The organism is Acidobacteriota bacterium, assembly GCA_016700075.1.
GTDB lineage: Bacteria > Acidobacteriota > Blastocatellia > Pyrinomonadales > Pyrinomonadaceae > OLB17.
The window spans coordinates 2,146,903-2,168,444 of the sequence record CP065000.1; the positions used below are offsets into that span (position 1 = coordinate 2,146,903).

22 protein-coding genes and 1 tRNA gene are annotated in these 21,542 nt (G+C 55.6%); 11 read left to right on the plus strand and 12 right to left on the minus strand.

From position 1 onward, the window contains the following. The 4 genes from lgt to IPM50_09690 all read left to right on the plus strand — a co-directional run bounded on the left by lgt (position 1) and on the right by IPM50_09690 (position 3,915). Positions 1-819, plus strand: coding sequence for a prolipoprotein diacylglyceryl transferase (gene lgt, locus IPM50_09675; protein QQS31948.1), 819 nt, complete (start codon positions 1-3; stop codon positions 817-819). An 11-nt stretch (positions 820-830) separates the two neighbouring features. Next, on the plus strand, positions 831-1,907 hold the full coding sequence (locus IPM50_09680; protein QQS31949.1) for an RluA family pseudouridine synthase: 1,077 nt from the start codon (positions 831-833) through the stop codon (positions 1,905-1,907). A gap of 65 nt (positions 1,908-1,972) precedes the next feature. After that, on the plus strand, positions 1,973-2,440 hold the full coding sequence (nrfH, locus tag IPM50_09685; GenBank protein QQS31950.1) for a cytochrome c nitrite reductase small subunit: 468 nt from the start codon (positions 1,973-1,975) through the stop codon (positions 2,438-2,440). Between the two features lie 26 nt (positions 2,441-2,466). Further along, positions 2,467-3,915, plus strand: a complete 1,449-nt coding sequence (locus IPM50_09690) for an ammonia-forming cytochrome c nitrite reductase subunit c552 (protein QQS31951.1) — start codon at positions 2,467-2,469, stop codon at positions 3,913-3,915. Here the strand turns inward: IPM50_09690 and IPM50_09695 are convergent. From IPM50_09695 to IPM50_09715, 5 genes are all read right to left on the minus strand, one after another. Next, on the minus strand, positions 3,912-4,736 hold the full coding sequence (locus IPM50_09695; protein QQS31952.1) for a 2OG-Fe(II) oxygenase: 825 nt from the start codon (positions 4,734-4,736) through the stop codon (positions 3,912-3,914). The two genes, IPM50_09690 and IPM50_09695, sit on opposite strands and share 4 nt — an antisense overlap. A gap of 373 nt (positions 4,737-5,109) precedes the next feature. Further along, positions 5,110-5,367 (minus strand): type II toxin-antitoxin system ParD family antitoxin, encoded by a 258-nt coding sequence (locus IPM50_09700; GenBank protein ID QQS31953.1) that lies wholly within the window; start codon positions 5,365-5,367, stop codon positions 5,110-5,112. 58 nt (positions 5,368-5,425) lie between these two features. After that, a complete protein-coding gene (locus IPM50_09705) occupies positions 5,426-5,803 on the minus strand; it encodes a nuclear transport factor 2 family protein (GenBank protein QQS31954.1) in 378 nt (125 codons plus the stop codon). Positions 5,804-5,805: 2 nt separating this feature from the next. Beyond that, positions 5,806-7,005, minus strand: coding sequence for an argininosuccinate synthase (locus tag IPM50_09710; GenBank protein QQS31955.1), 1,200 nt, complete (start codon positions 7,003-7,005; stop codon positions 5,806-5,808). Positions 7,006-7,011: 6 nt separating this feature from the next. Further along, complete coding sequence (locus IPM50_09715; protein ID QQS31956.1) at positions 7,012-8,028, minus strand: tetratricopeptide repeat protein; 1,017 nt, start codon at positions 8,026-8,028, stop codon at positions 7,012-7,014. A 119-nt stretch (positions 8,029-8,147) separates the two neighbouring features. Here IPM50_09715 and argH point away from each other — a divergent pair, with 119 nt between their 5' ends. The 7 genes from argH (at position 8,148) to holA (ending at position 16,133) form a co-directional block, all read left to right on the plus strand. Beyond that, on the plus strand, positions 8,148-9,536 hold the full coding sequence (gene argH, locus IPM50_09720; protein ID QQS31957.1) for an argininosuccinate lyase: 1,389 nt from the start codon (positions 8,148-8,150) through the stop codon (positions 9,534-9,536). Between the two features lie 241 nt (positions 9,537-9,777). Next, positions 9,778-10,191, plus strand: a complete 414-nt coding sequence (locus IPM50_09725) for a PaaI family thioesterase (protein QQS31958.1) — start codon at positions 9,778-9,780, stop codon at positions 10,189-10,191. A 99-nt stretch (positions 10,192-10,290) separates the two neighbouring features. Next, positions 10,291-11,424: a tRNA lysidine(34) synthetase TilS gene (tilS, locus tag IPM50_09730; GenBank protein ID QQS31959.1), complete on the plus strand. Its 1,134-nt coding sequence runs from the start codon at positions 10,291-10,293 to the stop codon at positions 11,422-11,424. 225 nt (positions 11,425-11,649) lie between these two features. Further along, a complete protein-coding gene (gene ftsH / locus IPM50_09735) occupies positions 11,650-13,536 on the plus strand; it encodes an ATP-dependent zinc metalloprotease FtsH (GenBank protein QQS34497.1) in 1,887 nt (628 codons plus the stop codon). Positions 13,537-13,652: 116 nt separating this feature from the next. Further along, the gene (folP, locus tag IPM50_09740; GenBank protein QQS31960.1) at positions 13,653-14,513 is read left to right on the plus strand and encodes a dihydropteroate synthase; all 861 of its coding nucleotides are present in this window, start codon (positions 13,653-13,655) and stop codon (positions 14,511-14,513) included. 18 nt (positions 14,514-14,531) lie between these two features. Continuing rightward, the gene (locus IPM50_09745; protein QQS31961.1) at positions 14,532-15,086 is read left to right on the plus strand and encodes a hypothetical protein; all 555 of its coding nucleotides are present in this window, start codon (positions 14,532-14,534) and stop codon (positions 15,084-15,086) included. Positions 15,087-15,092: 6 nt separating this feature from the next. After that, entirely contained in the window at positions 15,093-16,133 is a 1,041-nt protein-coding gene (gene holA / locus IPM50_09750; protein ID QQS31962.1) for a DNA polymerase III subunit delta, read from the plus strand. Here the strand turns inward: holA and IPM50_09755 are convergent. From IPM50_09755 to IPM50_09785, 7 genes are all read right to left on the minus strand, one after another. Beyond that, a complete protein-coding gene (locus tag IPM50_09755; GenBank protein QQS31963.1) occupies positions 16,130-16,858 on the minus strand; it encodes a zinc-ribbon domain-containing protein in 729 nt (242 codons plus the stop codon). The two genes, holA and IPM50_09755, sit on opposite strands and share 4 nt — an antisense overlap. Before the next feature lie 27 nt (positions 16,859-16,885). After that, the gene (locus IPM50_09760; protein QQS31964.1) at positions 16,886-18,094 is read right to left on the minus strand and encodes a PilT/PilU family type 4a pilus ATPase; all 1,209 of its coding nucleotides are present in this window, start codon (positions 18,092-18,094) and stop codon (positions 16,886-16,888) included. A gap of 144 nt (positions 18,095-18,238) precedes the next feature. Next, positions 18,239-18,871: a thiamine phosphate synthase gene (gene thiE / locus IPM50_09765; protein ID QQS31965.1), complete on the minus strand. Its 633-nt coding sequence runs from the start codon at positions 18,869-18,871 to the stop codon at positions 18,239-18,241. A 13-nt stretch (positions 18,872-18,884) separates the two neighbouring features. Continuing rightward, positions 18,885-19,415 (minus strand): ribosomal protein S18-alanine N-acetyltransferase, encoded by a 531-nt coding sequence (gene rimI, locus IPM50_09770; GenBank protein QQS31966.1) that lies wholly within the window; start codon positions 19,413-19,415, stop codon positions 18,885-18,887. 7 nt (positions 19,416-19,422) lie between these two features. Next, positions 19,423-20,454, minus strand: coding sequence for a tRNA preQ1(34) S-adenosylmethionine ribosyltransferase-isomerase QueA (gene queA, locus IPM50_09775; protein QQS31967.1), 1,032 nt, complete (start codon positions 20,452-20,454; stop codon positions 19,423-19,425). Positions 20,455-20,493: 39 nt separating this feature from the next. Further along, positions 20,494-20,581: transfer RNA gene (locus IPM50_09780), tRNA-Leu, on the minus strand. Between the two features lie 74 nt (positions 20,582-20,655). Beyond that, positions 20,656-21,378, minus strand: a complete 723-nt coding sequence (locus IPM50_09785; GenBank protein ID QQS31968.1) for a hypothetical protein — start codon at positions 21,376-21,378, stop codon at positions 20,656-20,658. Between the last annotated feature and the right edge of the window lie 164 nt (positions 21,379-21,542).

A 21,542-nucleotide genomic window follows, 5' to 3' on the forward strand; every position in this document is an offset into this window, starting at 1 on the left:
ATGTACCCCGAAATTTACCGCATCGGCGATTTTCCTTTGACCAGCTACGGCGTGTGGCTGGCAGTGGGGATGCTGGTCGCGCTTTTTGCGGCGTCGCGGTTGGCTGAGCGTGACGGCATAGCTCGTGACCGCGTTTACGACCTCGGGCTGTGGACGCTGCTCGGCGGGCTGCTCGGGTCGAAGGTGCTGATGTTTTTCGTCGAGGACAACATCAACGTCTTTTCGCTTGATTTCCTTCGATCAGGCGGCGTGTATTACGGCGGCCTGATAGGCGGCTTTCTGGCTGTCGCGATACTCGTGCCGTATTACAAACTGCCGTTTTGGAAGGTGGCGGACGCTTTTGCTCCCGCAGTGGCACTGGGACAGGCGTTCGGCCGCCAAGGCTGTTTCGCGGCGGGCTGCTGTTGGGGAAAGCCGACGACGAATTGGTGGGGCGTGCATTTTTCCGAACTCGGCCACGAATATACAGGCGTTCCAATTGCCGACGGCGTACATCTGCACCCGACGCAGCTCATTGAATCGTTCACGATGTTCGGCGTGTTCTGGCTGCTGGTCTGGCTGCACAAACGCAAGCGTTTTGACGGCCAAATACTGATACTTTACGGCATCATTTACGCGATATTCCGCTTTTTGATCGAATTCCTGCGCGACGATCCGCAGCGAGGCGACCTTTTCGGCACGTCCGCGATGACGGGCCTTTCGCCGTCGCAGCTGATCAGCCTTGTGGTAGCGGCGGCGTGTATCGTGTTTCTCATAATTCGATTGCGTTCGACGGGCGAAGCTGTTGATTCTGAAAACCCCGTTAAGAGTGACAAATGACATGCGGATAGATGTCACTTGTCACTTACCACTATCAACTATCCACTGCACATATCGTGTCTTCACCAGCACTTCTCGATCTCATAATAACCGCCGCTGAGGCCGGCACGCGACTCGACGCGTTCCTAGCGGAGCGCATCGAGGGCTGGTCGCGTTCGCGGCTGCAGCGGCTGATCGAGGACGGCGATGTTCTCGTCAACGACAAGCAGGCAAAGCCTTCGTACAAACTCCGCGCAGGCGACGAGATCGACATCGATCTGACAGAGCCCGCCGATGTCCGTTTCGAGCCTGAGAACATCCCGCTCGATATTGTTTACGAGGACGAGTACCTCGCCGTCATCAACAAACCTGCGGGAATGGTGGTCCATCCCGGAGCGGGCATTTCGGGCGGGACGCTTGCGAATGCCATCGCGTGGTATTTCATGTCAGAACCAACTGCGGTAGCGGGTGGTTTAGGATCGGGTGCCGCTTACGTTCAACCACCTCCTACCGGAGGCGGTTCTGACAAGACGCCGCCCGCTGACGCAGGAGGTTCTAACAGGGTCGGCATCGTGCATCGTCTGGACAAGGACACGTCAGGGCTGATCGTTGTCGCGAAGACCGAGGAAATGCAGGAAAAGCTGTCCGAGCTGTTCCGAAAGCGTAAGGTCGAGAAATCGTATATTGCTCTAGTTCATGGGAGCCCGCGGGACAATTCGGGTACTATTGAGCGGCCGATCGCCCGCGACCGCTGGCACCGGACAAAGATGACCGTCGCCGCGAACGGACGCTATGCATTGACGCATTGGCGCGTCCGGCAGCGGTTCGAAAAATTTGCGCTTCTTGAGGTCGATATCAAGACCGGCCGCACGCATCAGATACGTGTCCACCTCGCGTCAATAAATCATCCCGTTGTCGGCGACGCGGTCTATAATGAGGGCCGCGACAATACCATAGCCAACATCGAGATACGCAAAGCGGTCGAAAAACTCGGCCGATTCTTCCTTCACGCTGAAAAGCTCTCTTTTGCACATCCCGCCACGGCAGAAACACTGTCTTTGGAAGTTGCTCTACCTAAAGAACTTGCGGCTTTCATTAACGTGCTATAACATAGTTCTGGACAAGCAGGGAAACAGTCGATCGGGGATCGGACGGGCTTACGGCCCTCGCAACTGTGTCATTTTATCTGACAAAACTGATCATCGCGGGCGTCGGGCTAGGCTTGGCGGCAGGCATCAGCCTGTATACGTTCTGGTACGCAAAAGGTTACTCGTATCTGAGCAACGACCCGGGCTCGTGTGCCAACTGCCACATAATGGAGCAGCAATATTCAGGCTGGCTAAAATCGAGCCACCGTTCGGTAGCTACCTGCAACGACTGCCACACACCGCAAAATTTCGCCAACAAATACTTCACAAAGGCCTGGAACGGATTTTGGCATTCGTACTATTTCACCGCGAACAATTTTCACGAACCGATAATGATCACCGAGCGAAACCGGCAGATCGCAGAACAATCCTGCCGGCATTGCCATCAGCCGATCGTTGACGCCATCGTCAGCGGCGGCGACACGCTGCACCCGAGCGATATGTCGTGCATACGCTGCCACAGCTCGGTCGGCCATCCGCATCTGGGCGATTGACCGTGAAAAAAGGAGAGAGAACGTCAATGACTGAAGAAAGGGAAAAAACTGAAAATGTTGAAACTTCTGATTCAAAAGAAGCACCTGCCCGCAAACCCCGGCTGTACGGAGTAAAGGTCCTGACGGTGGTCGCGGTCGCCGCGTTTGCTGCGGCGATATTGGGGCTCGCTCTGCTGACCAATATCATGGAGCGTAAGCAGGAAGCGCAGAATCCTTTCTTTCGCGTGGTCGAGCTCAATGACGAAACCTATGATCCGGCCGTTTGGGGCAAGAACTTTCCAATGCAGTATGACAGCTACCTGAGGACGGTAGATCAGGAACGCACACGTTTTGGCGGCAGTGAGGCAATTCACCGAACGCCCAGCGGAGCGGATCCGCGGTCGGTGGTCTCGCAGTCGCGTCTGGAAGAGGATCCGCGGCTTGTAACTATGTGGGACGGCTATGCGTTCGCCGTCGATTTTCGTGAGGAACGCGGGCACGCGTATATGCTCGAGGATCAGACGTTCACTGAACGCCAGAATGTGGTTCAGCAGCCCGGAGCCTGCATAAACTGTCATGCATCTGCCTATCCGGCGTATAAGGAACTAGGCGGCGGCGACATAGTTAAAGGCTTTCACGCATTGAACAAGATGCCGTATCGCGAGGCAAGAGAACATGTGAAACATCCGGTCGCTTGTATCGATTGTCACGATTCGCTTTCGATGGCACTTCGGGTGACACGGCCCGCGTTCATGGAAGGTATGCGTGTTCTGAAAGAATCAGAAGGCAAGAAGGACTATGACGTGAACCGCGACGCGACACGTCAGGAGATGCGCTCATTCGTCTGCGCGCAATGCCACGTGGAATATTACTTCAAAGGCCCGGAAAAAACGCTCACATATCCGTGGCACAAAGGCCTGAAGATCGAGAACATGACCGCCTATTACGAAGAGGTGCAGCATAACGACTGGACGCACAAACAGACCGGCGCCGGCGTGCTGAAGGCACAGCATCCGGAATTCGAGAGGTGGAGCCAGGGCATCCACGCACGCGCGGGCGTGTCGTGTTCAGATTGCCATATGCCCTACGTCCGCGAAGGCGCGATGAAGGTCAGCAGCCATCACGTGCGTTCGCCGCTGCTCAACATAAACATCTCGTGTCAGACGTGTCACAAAGCTCCGGAAAGCGAGCTGAAATACCGGGCCGAGGCGATCCAGGAGCGAACATACAAGCTGCGGGGCATAGCGATGGATGCGCTGGTCGATCTGATCAAAGACATCAAGGCAGCACGCGACGGCGGAGCCGGCGACGCGGAGTTGGCGGAAGCAAGGAAGAACCAGCGTCTTGCGCAGTTCTATCTGGATTTTGTCGAGGCGGAAAATTCCATGGGATTCCACGCACCGGCAGAAGCGGCAAGGATATTGGGCGAATCAATAGACTTTTCACGAAAAGGCCAGGCATCGCTGCGGAACGTCAAGATGGTCGCTTCGCGTTAACGGCCCGCAATGTCGCTATTTTCGTAGATATCTTTTTTCGCAAAACCGTCTTTCTTGATCTTGCGCAGGTAAGTGCGCAGGTCGCTGTCGAAACGCGTCACCAAGCGGCGAAGTTTCTGCTCGGGCCGCGCCATAAAATAAGTTACGTGGAAAGTTTCGTAGCCATTAGGCGAGTGCGGCGAGAAGTAGTAATTCGAGATACAGCGGCGAGTGCCGTCCGCTTTTACTTTGTTGACGGAATGCCACGTTTTGTCGCCGGTGCCCATCAGCACGAGTCGATTGAACAGGCTCGGTATCTCTACCGGCCGCGTCACATCGATGTCCCACAGCTCGAGATTGCCGCCATTTTCGGCTTTCCATTCGGGCGTGATGTAGTAGAGCAAATTCAGAACGCGGTAGTTTTTCTGCTCGCCGTCGTGAGAATTGTCGAGATGCGGGTTCAGAAAATGGCCAGTCGACATCGCACTTATGCCGCCGGCGTATAAATGCGGGTCGCCGACGGCGTCCTCTATTCCCGTCAATTCAGAGACCTTACGAATAACACGCTCATCCTGAAATGCGAACGTGATGTCCGCGATCAGAGGGTCGTATTTGTCCAGCGATTTAGAAGTGTGCTTGCGTTCGCGAAAGCTCGAGAGCAGCCGCATCTCATCATTCGGCGGGAATGATGCGGCGATGCGGCGGGCGATGTCGTCCGGCAAAAGGTTGTCGATGGCAGTGTAATGCGCCGTAACGCCTTTGTCGCGGGCGAAATCCTCGCGGATAGCCTCCGCATCACGCTCGAGCCGCTCAAGAATCAGCCTGACAAGTTCCTCACGCATCTTGCGCTTAGTCTATAACCGTAGAAATGCTATTAGCAAGATAAGAGAAAACCGAGTAATGCACATCAGTCATGTTCAAAGATACGATTGTAATCTACCGCCGAATGAATGACATGAAGAATGGTCACCCCGCGATCATCCGGGTAATAGAAGATCAGGTGTTTTTAAAATCCTCTCACCCGCCACATTCTGACGGCGGTTAACTTGTTGACCTCAAAATCGCGGAGGCTTCCCACGTATGGGTTTTCGAGAAGAAAGCGGAAGCTTGAATTACAGGCGTCAAGGAAACGCAAGGCGAGATTGGTTTCGGCATCAGCGTAGTAGGTGGCTTGCTCGACCAACTCATTCTGAACCGAGTCGTTATATTAGATCCTCACTTGCGGGCTTCCAAACGTCGTTCGAGTTCTTTCCTTACGTCGTCGATCGAGAATTCTCTGAAATCATCGGATTCAATACGCTCAAGCAACACCTTCTCGAGCTGGCGTTGGGCCCTGGTCCGTTGATCCGAGCGGATCAGGTCGCGGATGTATTCGCTTGCGGTGCCGTATTCGTCCTGCTCGACGCGCTCATCGACGTAGGCCTTCATCGACTCCGGCAGAGAGACGTTCATCGTAGTAGCACCCATGGTCATTTACGTCAGTTAGAATTCGGGCACAAATGGCAAAAACTGTCAATATCTGCCAAACAACCTATCTCTTTAACATAGCCGTCATCTTCTCGTGGATGAGGTTGATGGCCTTTAGCGGGCGTATCATCACTTTGAATTCGGTGATCTGTCCGGCGGCGTTCCAGTGGATCATATCGACGCCGTTGACGGTGATTCCGTCGACCTCGGTCTCGAATTCGAGCACGGCATCTGATTCGCCGACGACCTCGCGAACATAGCGGAAACTGTTGTTCGCAATGACGTGCATCGCCGCCGTCAGATACATCGCAGTTATTTGTTTGCCGGCCTGAGGCGTGTGGACGACCGGTGAGTAAAACACAACGTCGTCAGCCAAAAGCGCTTCCAACGCTCTCAGATCACGATCTCGGACCACAATGTGCCAGCTTTTGACGGGTGTCATCGTTACTCCATATTCCTCAACCTCAACCTCAACGCCTGCAACTTGATAAACCCTTCTGCGTCGTGTTGGTCGTAGGCTCCGGCGTCGTCCTCAAATGTCGCGATGCGTTCGCGGTAGAGCGAATTCGGCGAACGGCGGCCGGTCACGATCACGCTGCCTTTGTAAAGTTTCAGTCGGACGTCGCCGGTGACATTTTCCTGCGTTTGGTCGATCATGGAACGGAGAATTTCCGTTTCGGGTGCGAACCAGAAACCGTAATATATTGACTCTGCGAACTTTACGCCGAGGCCGTCGCGCAGCCGCATCACTTCGCGGTCCATCGTTATGGATTCGAGCGCGCGGTGTGCGGCCTGTAGGATCGTAACGCCGGGCGTTTCATAGACGCCGCGGGACTTCATTCCGACGAAGCGGTTCTCGACCAGATCGACGCGGCCGATGCCGTGTTCGCCGCCGATATGATTGAGCTTTGAGAGCATATCGACCGCACCGTGAGTGACGCCGTCAATGGCTACGGGCACGCCTTTTTCGAATGAGATCGTGATCTCTTGAGGGTTGTCCGATGCATTCTCGAGCGATTTCGTCAGCAAGAAAATATTCTCGGGCGGAGCTTCCCACGGGTCTTCTAAAATGCCGCCTTCGTATGAGATGTGCATCAGATTGCGGTCCATCGAATACGGCTTTTCGGCGGACGCGGTAACGGGAATTCCGTGTTTTTCGCAATACGCTATCAGGTCGGCACGGCCTTTGAAATCCCAATGCCGCCACGGTGCGACGACCTTAATGTCCGGCTGCAGAGCGTAATACGAAAGCTCGAAACGCACCTGATCGTTGCCTTTTCCGGTCGCTCCGTGGGCGACGGCGTCGGCTCCTTCGCGGCGTGCGATCTCGATCTGGCATTTGGCGATGACGGGGCGTGCGAGTGCAGTTCCCATCAGATAAACGCCCTCGTAAACGGCGTTCGCCTTTACGGCGGTCCAGACGAAATCACGGACAAACTCTTCGCGCAGATCCTCGACGTCTAGTTTCGACGCACCCGTTGCAAGAGCCTTTTCTTCCAGCCCGTCCAGCTCATCGCCCTGGCCGACATCGGCACAATAGCAGACGACCTCGCAGCCGTAGGTCTCTTTCAGCCACAGCAGCATCGCCGACGTATCAAGCCCGCCCGAATACGCGAGTACGACCTTTCCTATCTTCTTCTCCATCGAAGGTTAGTTATCTGCCGGCGGATTATCCTGAATGTATTTTTGAAACTGTTTCTTCTGCGGATGGTTAGGCACCTTTTCGAGGAATAGCTTATATTCCCGGGCAGCGTAGTTCTTTGCACCGGCGCCATCGAACAGTTTCGCCGCCAGCAGATGGCATTCGGCCATACCGATCGGGTCGAGTTCTATAGCTTTGTAAAGTGCCTCCAGGCCCAGCCGGCCTTGTTTTGATAGCAGATAAGCCTCGCCCAACAGCCGAAAACCGCGGGCAAATTCAGGCTCATTCTGAGTGGCTTTCAGCAGCACTGCGATAGAAAGTTCGAGCTTTTTCTGCATCAGGTATATCTGGCCCAAGCTCGCCATCGCGGGGGCGAAACGCGGATTCGCTTCAAGAGCGCCCAAATAGGCTCGCTCGGCGCTCGGCAGGTCGCCTTTCTCAAAGTACGCGGAACCGAGCAGACCCAACGCAACAAAATCTTTCGGATCACTCCGGACGATCTGCGAAAGCAGCGGTATGGCCTTGTCCGCCTTCTTGTCACGCAAGTGAGCGCTTGCCGATGCGAAAAGTTCTGCGTTCTTTCCCGATCTTTCGTAAAAATATTTTGCCGATATGACGCCGGCCCGCGGTGTTCTGGTGCCGAGATCTATCTGAAAATCCTGGCGGACCTGGTTGATGGTCACTGAACCGGACGGAAGGTCTCTGCGGCCGACCTCAACGTCCTCAACGGCAACGACCAAGGTCGCTCCGTTGCCGCTCTGATTGCGAAAACAATAGTTGCCGCTAGGACCGACCGATGTGCTGGCGATGGTTCGCCCTTGGTTGTTGAGCGTTACGGTTACCTTAGGAAACTTGTTCGGATCCTGCAGTCCGCTGAATTCGACCCGGCCGTAAACGACACTTACGGTCGCCCAGATAAATCCGCCGCCGAATTCGCTGCAGATCGCGTCAGCCTGTGCCGAAGCCTTTGGCACCAGAAGAACGGCGACCAAAAATACCAAGGAAAATAATGTTGACGATCGCATAGCGTGTTCCTCCGCGTCAGGTGTCAAGGATTGGTCTTTAATGATACTTTCTAAAAGTGCCCTAATCAATACAGTCGTAATGCGTGGGGCGCGTTTTTGCAGTGAGATAGAGCGAGATAATGGAACGAACGGGCAATCTATGGGGCGGGCGGTTTACGGGCGAGGCGAATGAGGAATTTGCCCGTTTCAACAGCTCGTTCACGGTTGACCAAAGATTACTCGACGCGGACATTCGAGCGAGCATCGCCCACGCAAATGCGCTGGTAGGCACGGGCGTTTTATCAGCGGACGATGCGGAAAAGATCTCTAATGCTTTGAAAACCATCGCCGCCGCCGAGATATCCGCGGACGCCGAGGATGTGCATTCATATATCGAACAGCAATTGGTCGCGGCGGTCGGAGAGCTCGGGAAAAAACTGCACACAGGCCGCAGCCGAAACGATCAGGTCGCAACGGCGTTTCGTTTATGGCTCCGAGATGAGATCGACGACATTGCCAAAACGCTGAAAGGCACGCAGGCGGCATTGGTCGCCGCCGCGGAGCGGCACATAGACGCGGTCATGCCGGGCTATACGCATCTGCAGCGTGCCCAGCCTGTGCTGTGGGCTCATTGGTGCCTAGCGTATCTTGAGATGTTCAGCCGCGATATCGAGCGCTTCGCCGATGCTCGAAAGCGGGTCAATGTGCTTCCGCTGGGTTCGGCTGCGTTGGCGGGGACTTCGTTCGATATTGACCGCGAGGCCGTTGCGAAAGAACTCGGATTCGATTCTGTTTCGCGAAACAGTCTCGACGCGGTTTCGGACCGCGACTTTGCGGTCGAGTTCGCCGCGGCGTGTTCGCTGGTGATGGTACACCTGTCGCGGCTGGCTGAGGACCTGATACTTTACGCGTCGCAGGAATTCGGTTTTGTCGAATTGGGCGACGCAGTTTCGACCGGTTCGAGCCTGATGCCGCAAAAAAAGAACCCTGACGCGCTCGAACTCATCCGAGGAAAAGCAGGCCGCGTCTTTGGGCATCAGACCGCTATGCTGGCGATAATGAAAGGCTTGCCGCTCGCCTATGACAAAGACATGCAGGAGGACAAAGAGGCTGTATTTGACGCGGCCGATACGGTGCGCGTGTGTCTGGAGATCGCAGCGATAGTCCTCGACAATTTGACGGTTAATGAAGACACAACACGGCAGGCCGCTTCGTCCGGATATTTGAACGCGACGGAACTCGCCGACCATCTTGTTAAACGCGGAATGCCGTTTCGCGATGCGCATGATGCCGTCGGCAGGCTTGTTTTGCTGGGCATTGAGAGCGGCCGCGAGCTGCACGAGCTGAGTATCGAAGAAATGCGTACCCGTATTCCTGATATCGACGACAGCGTTTTCGAAGCGTTGAGTTTGCAGGCGACGCTGGCAAGCAAATCATCGATCGGCGGAACTTCGCCGGAGCGTGTGCGTGCTGAGCTGGCCGGTGCAAAGGCGAAGTTGCAGAAGCCCGCGCGTGAGCAAGGGCGATAGCGAGGGTCTCTTAACGCAGGGACCGCAAAGAGTGCGTTGCAGAAGCCCGCGCGTCAGCAAGGGCGATAAATGGAGCGCAGGCTTATCCGAAAATCTTATGGTAGAAAATACTTGCGTTCAGGTCTTTTGCAAATAGGTTCGCTATCGCCCTTGCTGACCCGCGGGCTATTGCAGGGTATAACGGTCGGATATCGCCCTTGCTGACGCGCGGGCTTTTGCAAGATCGCGAAGCGTTGAACAGATGGACAAACAAGAATTATTAAAAGACGTCGCTGACAACGAGCTTTTCAAATTTCTCGGCATCGAGATCGTCGAGGCGAGCGGCGAACGCGTCGTTCTGACGATGGAGGTTACTCCAAAGGTCCATCAATATCTCGGCATAATGAACGGCGGTGTTTCGCTTTATTTGGCTGAGACGGCAGCTTCGGTCGGCGTTGTCGCGGGAACCGATCTTGAAAGGTTTGCTCCGGTCGGCGTTGAGATAAACGCCAATCATCTGCGTGCGGTCAGCCGCGGGCTGCTCACGGTCGAAGCGACGCCGATCTATTCCGGACGCAAAATGGCCGTTTGGAAGATCGACATAACCAACGACCGCGGCAAGCTCATCTGCACATCACGCATCACCCTTTTCATCCAACCCCGCCCCGCTAGGTAGATCTGCGACCTGCGAGATAGATCAGCCCGCGAATTGCACGAATATCACTAATAGCTGATCATTCGTGCAATTCGTGCTATTCGTGGCTAAACTTCAAATATGCATAAATTCGTTCGCAGTCTCGTCACGGAATGGCGGCGTCTCGGCCTGCCGGCGGACGATGCGGCCGTCGTGATCGCCGTGTCGGGCGGCGCGGATTCGGCGAGCCTGCTCGGGGCGATGTATGAACTGCGAGAACTGGAAAAGCTAAGACTGCGGCTTGTCGCGGCGCATTTCAATCACGGGCTTCGCGGTGCGGCGAGCGATGAAGATGAGGAATTCGTTCGCGAGCTTACGACAGAGTTCCGCGTCGAATTTGCATCGGGCCGCGGCCTGATCGCGAGCGACGGCAATCTGGAAGAGAACGCCCGTCGTGCCCGCTACGCATTCCTGCGCGAAACGGCGGAACGCGTCGGTGCATTTGCCGTGCTGACGGGCCACACAATGAACGACCAAGCCGAGACGCTGCTGATGAACCTTGTGCGCGGCAGCGGCCCTGCGGGTTTGAGCGGGATGAAAGCGATCGATGCTTTCGGCAGCCGCGGAGCAACCGAGACAAGGAGACAAGGAGACAAGGAGACCGGGAGACAAGGAGACCGGAAGACGAAGCTCCTTTTTGTCGGTCAGACATCAGATACTGATCCTTTTTCTACGCATCTCCCTGTCTCCTTGTCTCCTTTTCTCCCCTTCTCCTCAACTCCTCAATTGCAATTGGTCAGGCCGCTGATGCATTGGGCGAAACGCGGCGATACCGAGATGTATTGCCGCGATGCCGGCATCGAATATCGCTATGACACGATGAACGACGACACGGCTTTTCGACGTGTGAAGATCCGCAAGATATTGCTCCCGCTGCTTGCTGATATGAACCCCAACATCATAGAAACGCTCGCGAATACCGCCGCATTGCTGCAGCGAGAGGTTCCGCGTGAATTGCCGCCCGTCACAGAATCCGAGGACGGCAGCCTTTATGTGACGCAGCTGCGATCGCTGCCGGACAATGCTCTCGGTGATGCGCTTCGCGATTGGCTGGAAAAACGCCGCGGCACGCGGCGGCGGCTCGGGATGAAACATCTTCAGGCCGTCGAGCGTTTGGTCAAAAGTACGAAGAGCGGCCGTGTCGTCGAACTGCCGGGCGGCGGCCGCGTGATACGGTCGGGCGGGAAGTTGAGGTTCGCTGACGCAGGATCGTGACCGTGCGGCGTATGCGCGATAGCAACGAAAGGGTTGAAAATACGGGTTGCGCCCACTAGAATCGAAAGTTGCCCCTGCGATAAGTGCCGTACCGTATTCAGCACAACGCGAGGGACGCGGCAATCATCTAAAATGCTTTGCTGCTGAACGCACGCCCGTTGGAAAGTGGCTTGCGTTGGAGGTTTTAAATTGAATTCTAAGGGAAAGCAAGTTTTTCTTTGGCTGATGATAATCTCGTCGGCGCTCATTTTCGTGTGGTATCTGCAGTCAAAGCAGACCACTCCGCCGAAAGAGCTGTCGTTTGACGCGGCGCTGACGCAGATAAAGAACAAGGACATCAAAGAGGTCACGATCAAGTCAGATTCGCTCGAGCTTGTAAATCAAGGCGATGTGAAGATGACCGCAAAGCTCGATTCGAGCGATTCCACGCGTGATCAGATCTATGCTGCGTCGACCGATACAGATACGGTCATCAAGCTGGAACCTGCGTCCAGCGGTTTTGGCTGGCTGATACTGGTCAACGCGCTTCCGTTCCTGCTGCTAATGGGCTTTCTGCTGTTCACGCTGCGGCAAATGCAGGCAGGCGGGAATAAGGCACTTTCGTTCGGTAAATCCAAAGCGAAGCTGCTGAACAATCAGCAGAAACGCGTTACGTTCAAGGACGTTGCCGGCGTTGATGAGGCGAAAGATGAGCTGCAGGAGATCATAGAGTTCCTGAAAGATCCGCAGAAGTTTCAAAAGCTCGGCGGCAAGATACCGAAGGGCGTCCTGATGGTCGGCCCGCCGGGGACAGGAAAAACCTTGCTTGCTAAAGCCGTAGCAGGCGAAGCGAACGTTCCTTTCTTTTCAATTTCGGGCTCGGATTTTGTCGAAATGTTTGTCGGTGTCGGAGCGAGCCGCGTTCGCGACCTGTTCGAACAGGGCAAAAAGAACGCCCCCTGCATCATCTTCATTGACGAGATCGATGCCGTGGGCCGTCATCGCGGGGCAGGCCTCGGCGGCGGACACGATGAACGTGAACAGACGTTGAACCAACTGCTCGTCGAAATGGACGGCTTCGAATCGAATGACGGCGTCATCCTGATGGCTTCGACCAACAGGCCGGACGTGCTCGATCCGGCGCTGCTTCGCCCGGGCCGTTTCGACCGCCGTGTCGTCGTCGGACGTCCGGACGTCCGCGGCCGCGAAGGCATCCTGAAAGTTCACACGAAAAAGATCCCGCTCGACGAGAACGTCGATGTCAGCGTCATCGCACGCGGTACGCCGGGCTTTACGGGTGCCGATCTGGCGAACATCGTCAATGAGGCGGCTTTGAATGCCGCGCGTTACAACAAGAAGGTCGTCACGATGAACGACTTTGAGGTCGCCAAAGACAAGGTCATCATGGGCACCGAACGCAAGTCGATGGTCATTTCCGATGAGGAAAAGCGCATCACTGCATATCACGAGGCCGGCCATACGCTCGTCGGGCTCAAGGTGCCGAACATCGACCCTGTGCACAAGGTCACCATCATCCCTCGCGGGATGGCTCTCGGGCTGACGATGTATTTGCCGGAAAAAGACCGCCTGAGCGCGTCGAAAGAGTATTTGCTCGGCCAGATCGCAATGGCGATGGGCGGACGCATCGCTGAGGACGTCTTTATCGGCAGCATCACTACCGGTGCGGCCAACGACATCGAAAAAGCGACAGAGGTAGCCCGTGCGATGGTGTGCGAATACGGCATGTCGGAGCTTGGGCCTCTGACCTTCGGCAAAAAGGAAGAGCAGATCTTCCTCGGCCGCGAGATCGCCCAGCATCGTGATTATTCGGAAGATACCGCGATCAGGATCGATGAACAGGTACAGAAAATAATCAACGAACAGTATTCTCGTGCCGAAACCATTATTCGAGAGAACAAGGACGCCCTGATCCGTCTTGCTGAGGCGCTACTCGAATACGAGACGCTGGATGCCGTGCAAATAAGGCGTGTCGTCGCCGGGCTGCCGCTCGACGTTGAAGCTCCCGCATCAACGGACGACGATAAGCCTTCCGATACCGAAGAAAAGAGCGGGTCGCGTCTGACCGACACGATACTGCCGCCGATAACCGGCAATGATCCGGTGACGGCTTAAGCGGAGCGAAAAAGGAAAAAGGAAAAGGATAATTTCAAAAGGTTAAAGACCTAGAGCGAAAGGCGAAAGTGGGCACAGTGCTTTACTTTTGCCTTTTGCCTTTTTACTTTTGACCTATGCTTTCCTGGCAGACATCACGCCGAACCATCGCCCTCGGCCGGCCGTTGGTAATGGGCATTTTGAACGTCACGCCCGACAGCTTTTCGGACGGCGGGCGATTTAATGCTCCCGATGCCGCTTCGAGACGCATCGAGCAGATGATCGCTGACGGGGCGGACATCATCGACATCGGCGGCGAGTCAACGCGGCCGGGCAGCGAACAGGTCGATGCGGATGAAGAGATCCGGCGTGTCATTCCTGCGATCGGATCCGCATTGCATTTTGACGTGCCCGTCTCGGTCGATACAAGCAAGTCATCGGTCGCCCGTGCCGCGATCGACGCAGGAGCTGAGATCATAAATGATATTTCCGGCCTTCGATTTGACGGCGATATGGCAGCAGCGGCCGCAGAAACGGGAGCAGGGCTTGTGCTGATGCATTCACGCGGCGATTTTGCCGATATGCATTCGCAGCCGGCGGTCGCAAATATATTTGACGAGGTTTGCAGCGGGCTTACCGCCAGCGTTGAAAAAGCAGAGGCCGCAGGCATCGTATCTGAAAAGATCGTGCTCGATGTCGGCATCGGCTTTGGAAAAACGTTGGAGCAAAATCTAGAATTGCTCGCGCGTCACGCCGGGATCGCCCGCGGATTTGACGGCATACCGTTTCTGATCGGCGTATCGCGAAAGTCCTTTATCGGGAAGATATTGGGCGACGCGTCGCCGGAAAAGAGGCTCGCAGGCAGCCTTGCCGCCGCTCTTTACGCTGTCGAACGCGGTGCCGCGATCGTCCGCACACATGATGTGAAAGAGACCGCCGATGCATTACGAATTCATCACGCAATATCTCAGAGCGAACCGAATTCCGTACGCTCGTGATATCATGACAAAAACAAGATGAGGCAGTATTTCACAGTTCTTTCGCTCACGCTGCTGTTGCTCGCGACGGCGGGTTTTACCGAATGCTACAAGCCGGTCACGGGCTCAGGCGTTCTGAAGAATATCAAGGTCGTCGCCGTGCCGGCGTTCCAATTTGAGGCGCAGGGCGTGCGCTATCGTGTGGAAGCCCGCTTCACCGAAGCGGTCAGCCGCGAGCTGATACGCCGCGGCGGCGGCATCAAGGTTCAAAGTACGCTGAACCGTGCCGACGCTGTGATCGAAGGAACTATTCGCGATTTCAGTTTCACGGGTGTGCTGCTCGACAGCGAAGGCAGAGCACGCGTTTACGAGGTGACCATTGTCACCGCCGTTACTGTCCGCGACCTGCGAAACAACAACATCATTTACGACAATCAGAATTTCATTTTCCGCGATTCGTTCGAATTCAGCGATGATCCGAGATCTTTCTTTAACGAGGAAGACCCTGCCGTAGAGCGTATGGCGCGTTCATTCGCGGCGGCTGCGGTCTCTGCTTTCATCAATGGCGTCGGCGTACGCGAAGAGAAGAAATAGAATTTCATGCCTTATAAACGCGAAGACCTGCGGGCTCAACTGAAACGCGGCGAACTGTCGTCGGTTTATGTGCTTTTCGGAGCCGAGACCTACCTTCGCGACCTTGCCGCAAAGACGATAGCCGATCGGGCTTTTAACGAGGGCGACGCGCGTGATTTCAACGAAACGTCGTTTGCTCTTGCAAAGGCAGGCGAGCTCGCCGGTGTGCTCACTGCGGCGTATCAGATGCCGATGATGGCAAGCCGCCGCCTCGTCCGCGTAACGAACGTCAGGATCACGCAATCAGGACGCGGAGATACTATCAAAGAAGAGGAAGATGAGAACGCCCTGCGGAGCTATCTCGATGATCCCGCAAAGGATTCGATCGTCATTTTTGTGGCGGACGAGCTGAACGGCGTCCGGCGCATGGGCAAACTGCTTCGTGAGAAAGCCTTCGCTGTGGATTTTGAACCGATGGCGGACGCAGAGCTAACAAATTGGGCCGCGGACCGGATAAGTGAAACAGGCTGCGAAATAGAAAGACCGGCTCTTGACCTGTTGGTAAAACGGGCCGGTCCTGACGTGCGTCGAGTGACGAATGAGGCGTCAAAACTGGTTACCGCTGCGTTACCTGACAAACTGATAACTGCCGAGCTTGTCGACGAACTCGTGCCGTTCACGCGGGAGCTCGACAATTTCGAATTCGGCAGACACCTGGTCGCGGGCGACCGTCCGGCAGCATTGCGTGTCCTGCGGAAGATAATCGATGACGGCGCAGAGCCTTTGATGATACTCGGGCTGATAGCCTACAATGTCCGCCGTCTGCTGATCGCCAAAGAAATGATGGAGCATTCCGCTGACAGGCGCGATGTCGCAAATGTCCTCAAGCTCAGATACAGCGACCAGGAATCATTTTTGGCGGCCGCAAGACGTGCTGATGCGGACCGTCTCAGAAAGGCGGTCATCCGCATCGCCGAGACCGACGTCGCGCTGAAAACTTCCATCGGCGGCGGCGGAGATGCGGGCGGCCGTATGCTGCTGGAAATGCTTGTCTGCGAACTTGCCTAGACCGCTTCCAATCCAGAAGCTTTATTAAAATTAAAATAGAGATCGTTGTAGTCGCCTAACGCTCTGTTCAGTATTAGCGGCAGCTGTTTGATGTCGTTGTTGTTGACGATGAGATTCAGGTTCCGCATGAACGCTTCCTGAGCGTTCATCGTCGTACCCTGATCCTCGAGCGAGATCAGGAACAGCCTACGGCGTTCGGACGAGTACATGGAATTGGCCCGCTGCTGTATCACGGCGGCACCGCCGCTTTCCTGTGCAAAGTCAGGCGAGAATATGAGTATCTCGGTCTTTCCGTCGCGAAGCCTTTCGTTTGCCTGTGCCGGATTTTGAGCGACGTAGACCTTGTAGCCGGAGCCGGCAAGCAGTTTTGCCACTTCGTCCCGCTGCTCACCGAGGCACAGGAGGACGCGGCGCGGCTTTTCGTCGTCATCGTCGTCATCCAGCTTGCTTTTTTCGCCGTGCAGTGCAGAAAGCAGCGTCCGGAGCGATTCGTTGACCTGCTTTTCGACCTCGCGCTTTGCGAACTCGGCAGCGTTGTCGCCGGTCGGTTGTGCAGGCTGATTGGCTGCGAGTTGTTCGACCGGAGAAACGGCCCTGCCGCCCGCACCTTTCTGAACTCGCAGTAGGTTTTGACACCGCGGACAACGAACCGAGAAGCTCCCTGCCGGGATCTTTGATTCGTCAAGCTGTAACGAGACTGAGCAACTATCGCATCTAATGATCATATCTGTATTACCGGCACGAAACGGCCTTTATTCCATCATGTTCAAAACCGAGTCAGGGTCTTTTGTCGCCGGCGGCGGCGGAGCAACGGCCTGTTTAGAGAGAGCCTCTTTTCTATGTACCTGCATGTAATCTTCTGTCGATGCCAGGCCCGAAAGCTGAAGGAGCAAATTGTTTTGATTTGTAGCAAAAGCGAGGCCGTCTTCCATGGTGATCTTCTTCGACTCGATCAGATCGCGGATGACGGTATCGAAATCCTGCATTCCGTCCAGATCACCGTCACGAATGGCGTCGAGCAGCGTCTTGCCTTCGCTTTCGCCGCGTTCGATATACTCGCGTGTTCGCGGATTCGATTTCAGGATCTCGACCGCCGCTATGCGGCCGCGGCCGTCAGCCGTCGGGATAAGCCGCTGCGAGACGATATAGCGGAATGTCTGGGCAAGGCGCGTGCGTATGATCCGCTCTTCGTTCTTGGGATAAAGGCCGATAATGCGGTCGATGGTCTTTGACGCATCGATGGTGTGCAGGGTCGAAAGGACAAGGTGGCCCGTTTCGGCGGCTTCGAGGGCGATCTCAGCCGTCTCGAGGTCGCGCATCTCGCCGACCAGGATGACCTTCGGCGCCTGTCGAAGTGCGGCACGCAGAGCGGACGCAAAATCGCGCGTATCTGCGCCGATCTCACGCTGATTGATCGTGCTCTTTTTGTGAGAGTGGAGAAATTCGATCGGGTCCTCGATGGTGACGATGTGATACGCCTTTGTTTCGTTTATCTTGTCGATGATCGCCGCAAGCGTCGAGCTCTTTCCTGAACCCGTGGGCCCCGTCAGCAGAACTACGCCGTTGCGAATGTCCGCGATCTGGGCAAGCTGCGGAGGCAGCCTGAGCGACTCAAAACTCGGTATCTCATGCGGAATGACACGCATCACGATCGAGTATGTGCTCCGCTGCTGAAAGATGTTCACACGGAAACGGCACTTGCCCGGCAAAGCGTAGCTGAGGTCCGCGGTTCTGAGGCGGGCGAGGTGATCGGCGGCGTCAGGATTGTCGCGGATCAGCGCCATCGCTATCATCTCGGTCTGAAACGCGCTCAGTTTACCGAGCCCAAGCGGAGATGTCGGATAGAGTACGCCGTTGATCTCGACCTGCGGCTTTTGACCGCACGAAAAATTGAGGTCACTGACGTTCTCAGACGTGAGCAGCATTTGCTCTATGATCGGTGCTATATCAAGCAGACTCATTTGTAGGTGTTGCTCCTGAACAAAGGTTCACCGGGGAAGGCGTTTGGTGAGGAATGTCCACAACGCGTGCCGAGCGGCACACGCCGTCAGAAAAATGATAACCGATGCCCGTATCGGAATGCAAGACAAAAGTCAACAGCGTTGTTAATTGTTGTTCGCTATTCTGATCAGTTCGGAAAGACGGGAGGAAATATCTGAATCATCGCCGTAAATGGCTGATATGACAGCCGCGGAATCGGCGCCGGCGGCCAGCACCCCGGAAATTCGAAGTTCGCTGATGCCGCCTATCGCTACCAGCGGTATGACGCCGATCGCTGCCCGAACCGCGGTAATGCCCTCGATACCGACCACAGGCTCAGTATCTTCTTTTGTATCAGTAGAAAAAATTGGCCCGACGGCAATGTAGTCCACAGGCAGCTTCGCGGCCGCAGTTGCCTGTTCTATGTTGTGCGTTGAGTAGCCGATGATCGCTTCAGCACCCAACATTTCGCGTGCCGCGTCGGGCGGAAGATCGGTTTGGCCCAGATGTACGCCTGCCGCCCCAGACATCAGAGCTATATCGACACGGTCATTGATGATGATCTTTACGTCAAACTCTCTGCCTGCCGCGACAGCTTCCCGAGCCATCGTCAAGAATTCACCCGACGGCAAGTTCTTTTCGCGAACTTGGATCAATGACGCCCCGCCCAGAGCAAGCTCGCGCACCTGATCGGCGTGCGGCATGCCGGAAAGACGGCGGTCAGTTATCGGATAGATCTTCGGAAGGTCAAATTTCACGGAGGGCACATTTTCAGAGGGCTTTCATCATCAGAAAACAGTCCTCGCCGTCACGATAATATTTTGAGATGCGTTGGACCGCGATGTAGCCGCGTTTACGATAAAGCTCCTGTGCCTGGACGTTGCTAACACGAACCTCGAGCACCATGGTACTGAGGCCGCGGCTGACAATTGCGGCCTCAAGATGATCCAGGAGCCTTGCGGCGAGTCCTCGTCGACGGTGTTCGGGTGCGACGCCTATTGTCGTCAGATGGGCCGAACCGTTCTCGTTCACCAGAGCAAATGCGAATGCGACCATCCGCTGTTCCGGCGTAACGATGCGGTAGCTGAGAGAGAGCGGTTCGTCAAAAAGATACTCAAAGGTATATTTCGAATAATTGTCGCCATTAGCAAAGCACCGCAAATTCAGACGGATCACTTCGCCGAGTTGTCTGCGGGTCAGAGGGCGGATGTGATATTCGGTCGCGGGTGCCGGGCTCGCATCTTCATAGGCCGGCCAAAAGCCGGGAATGAAAATGCTTCGGATCGAGTCCAGGAACGCCATAAGCCTTCTAGAATATGAACATACAGTCGCCGTAGCTGTAAAAACGGTACCCTTCGGCAACGGCGTGTTCGTATGCGGTCATTATAAGTTCGCGCCCGCCAAATGTGGAAGTCAGGAGAAGCAGCGAGCTCTGCGGCAGGTGAAAATTTGTCACCAGAGCCTTTACCGCCGTGAACTGAAATCCTGGCGTGATCGTCAATTCCGCTTCGCGGCGGCCCGGCTCAAAACGCCCGAAACGAGAATAGCAATCCTCCAGTGTCCGCGTTGTCGTTGTTCCGACGGCAACGATCCGCCTGCCGAAATCCAACGCGGTATTAAGTTCCCGGGCGGCGGCCTCGGAGATCTCGTAGGTTTCCGGAGCGACGCGGTGATCGGTCAGGTCCCCTGAGCGGATCGGCTGAAACGTACCGTAGCCGACGTGCAGTGTGACCTCGATCCTTTTGATCCCGCCTTGCTCGATCTGAGCAAGAATTTCCGGCGTGAAATGCAGCCCGGCGGTCGGCGCGGCGATCGACCCGCGGTCCTTTGCGTAAACGGTCTGATAGCGTTCGCGGTCGGTGTCATCAGAATCACGTTCCCGTTTTATGTATGGAGGCAGCGGCGTGCGGCCTACGCTCTCGATTGCCTCGAAAACGTCCCCGCTGCATTCCAGATCGACGATGACGCCGCCTTCGTCGGTTCTTTCCACAACGACTGCAGAAAGTTCGTCGCCGAAAAGCACGCGTTTTCCGGGCTGCAGGCGCTTGGCCGGACGTGCGAGAGCTTCCCAGCGTGCGCCGCCGAGTTCTCTGACAAGGAATATCTCGACCGCGGCACCTGTTTCGCTGCGGCCGATAAGCCTGGCGGGAAAAACACGCGAATTGTTGACGACCAGCAGATCGTCCCTTTTCAACAAAGAAGGAAATTCCGAAAAGACAGAATCGCGAAACGTGCCGGTCGAGCGGTCGACGACGAGCAGTCGCGACGCCGAACGGTCAGCGAGCGGCTGCTGGGCAATGAGTTCTTCGGGAAGATGAAAATCGAGGTCGGACAGCCTCATTCGGGTTTGCTGCGTTGGGTGAAACGGCCGTCGAGAAAATGGTGCCGGAGGTCGGACTCGAACCGACATGGGCGTAAAGCCCGCCAGATTTTGAGTCTGGTGCGTATACCAATTTCGCCACTCCGGCAGCGAACTAAGATATTAAATCCCGCGACCGACAGCGGTCAAGCAGTAGAAGTGAGAGACAGAAGAGAGGAATTCTCAGATCTTCAACAGTTCGGTGATCTCTACACGCTCACGTGCCTGTTCCAGGAAACGTTCCATCGCTTGGCCTGTCTTGCGTGCGATCAGCATCTCGCGTATCTCCGCACGCTTATCTTCAAAGTTCGGCAGCAGCAGGCCTGGGAACTGTCTTCGAAAATCAGGCCTGTACTGTTCCTGAAAGAAACGCTGTTCTTCCTCTGCCGTGACGACCACGAAAGACCCGAAACGAAAATCGATGTACTTGTCTATCGCCAGCCGCTGCGACATCAGCCGCTGAAAGGCTTCATCGTTTATTGAGCGGAAACCGACGCGTCGCAGCCTTGCCTCAAACTCAGCGGGCGAACGAAAATACGCGACGGTTTCGGCGATCTTCGCGGCCACCTCTTGCTCGGTCGGCGGGTTCCGCGGCAGACGTTCGGCCTCCAGAGCGAAGAGCCGTTGGTCGATCAAGGTGCGAAGTGCCCGCTGCATATCATCCGCATCCGGCGGATCGAGCTCAGTGCCCGGCTGCAGTGCCATCTGCCACATCACGTCGGACAGAGTGATAAGTTCGGTCCTGGCGCCGTCGTTCAAGACAACCAGTGTTTTATCGACCTCAACCTGAGAATGCGCCGAAAAAACCGACGCAACGAAAAGGAGCATCGCGGAAAACAGAACTTTTTGGCAGATGTTCGCCATGTCGATAATGAAAATATTCGCCTCGTGTCCTATTGATGTCAATGTTCGACATCAGCGAACCGGGCCGGTGCCGTCCTCTGTCTGCGAGTTTCTACACACCAAGTCGCGAAATTCTAACCATAAACTCTGTGCATTATCGGAAAATGTACCAAATATCTGATAACCGCCGCGGCATAAAAGTTGCCCTTCAGTATGGTCGAGGAACC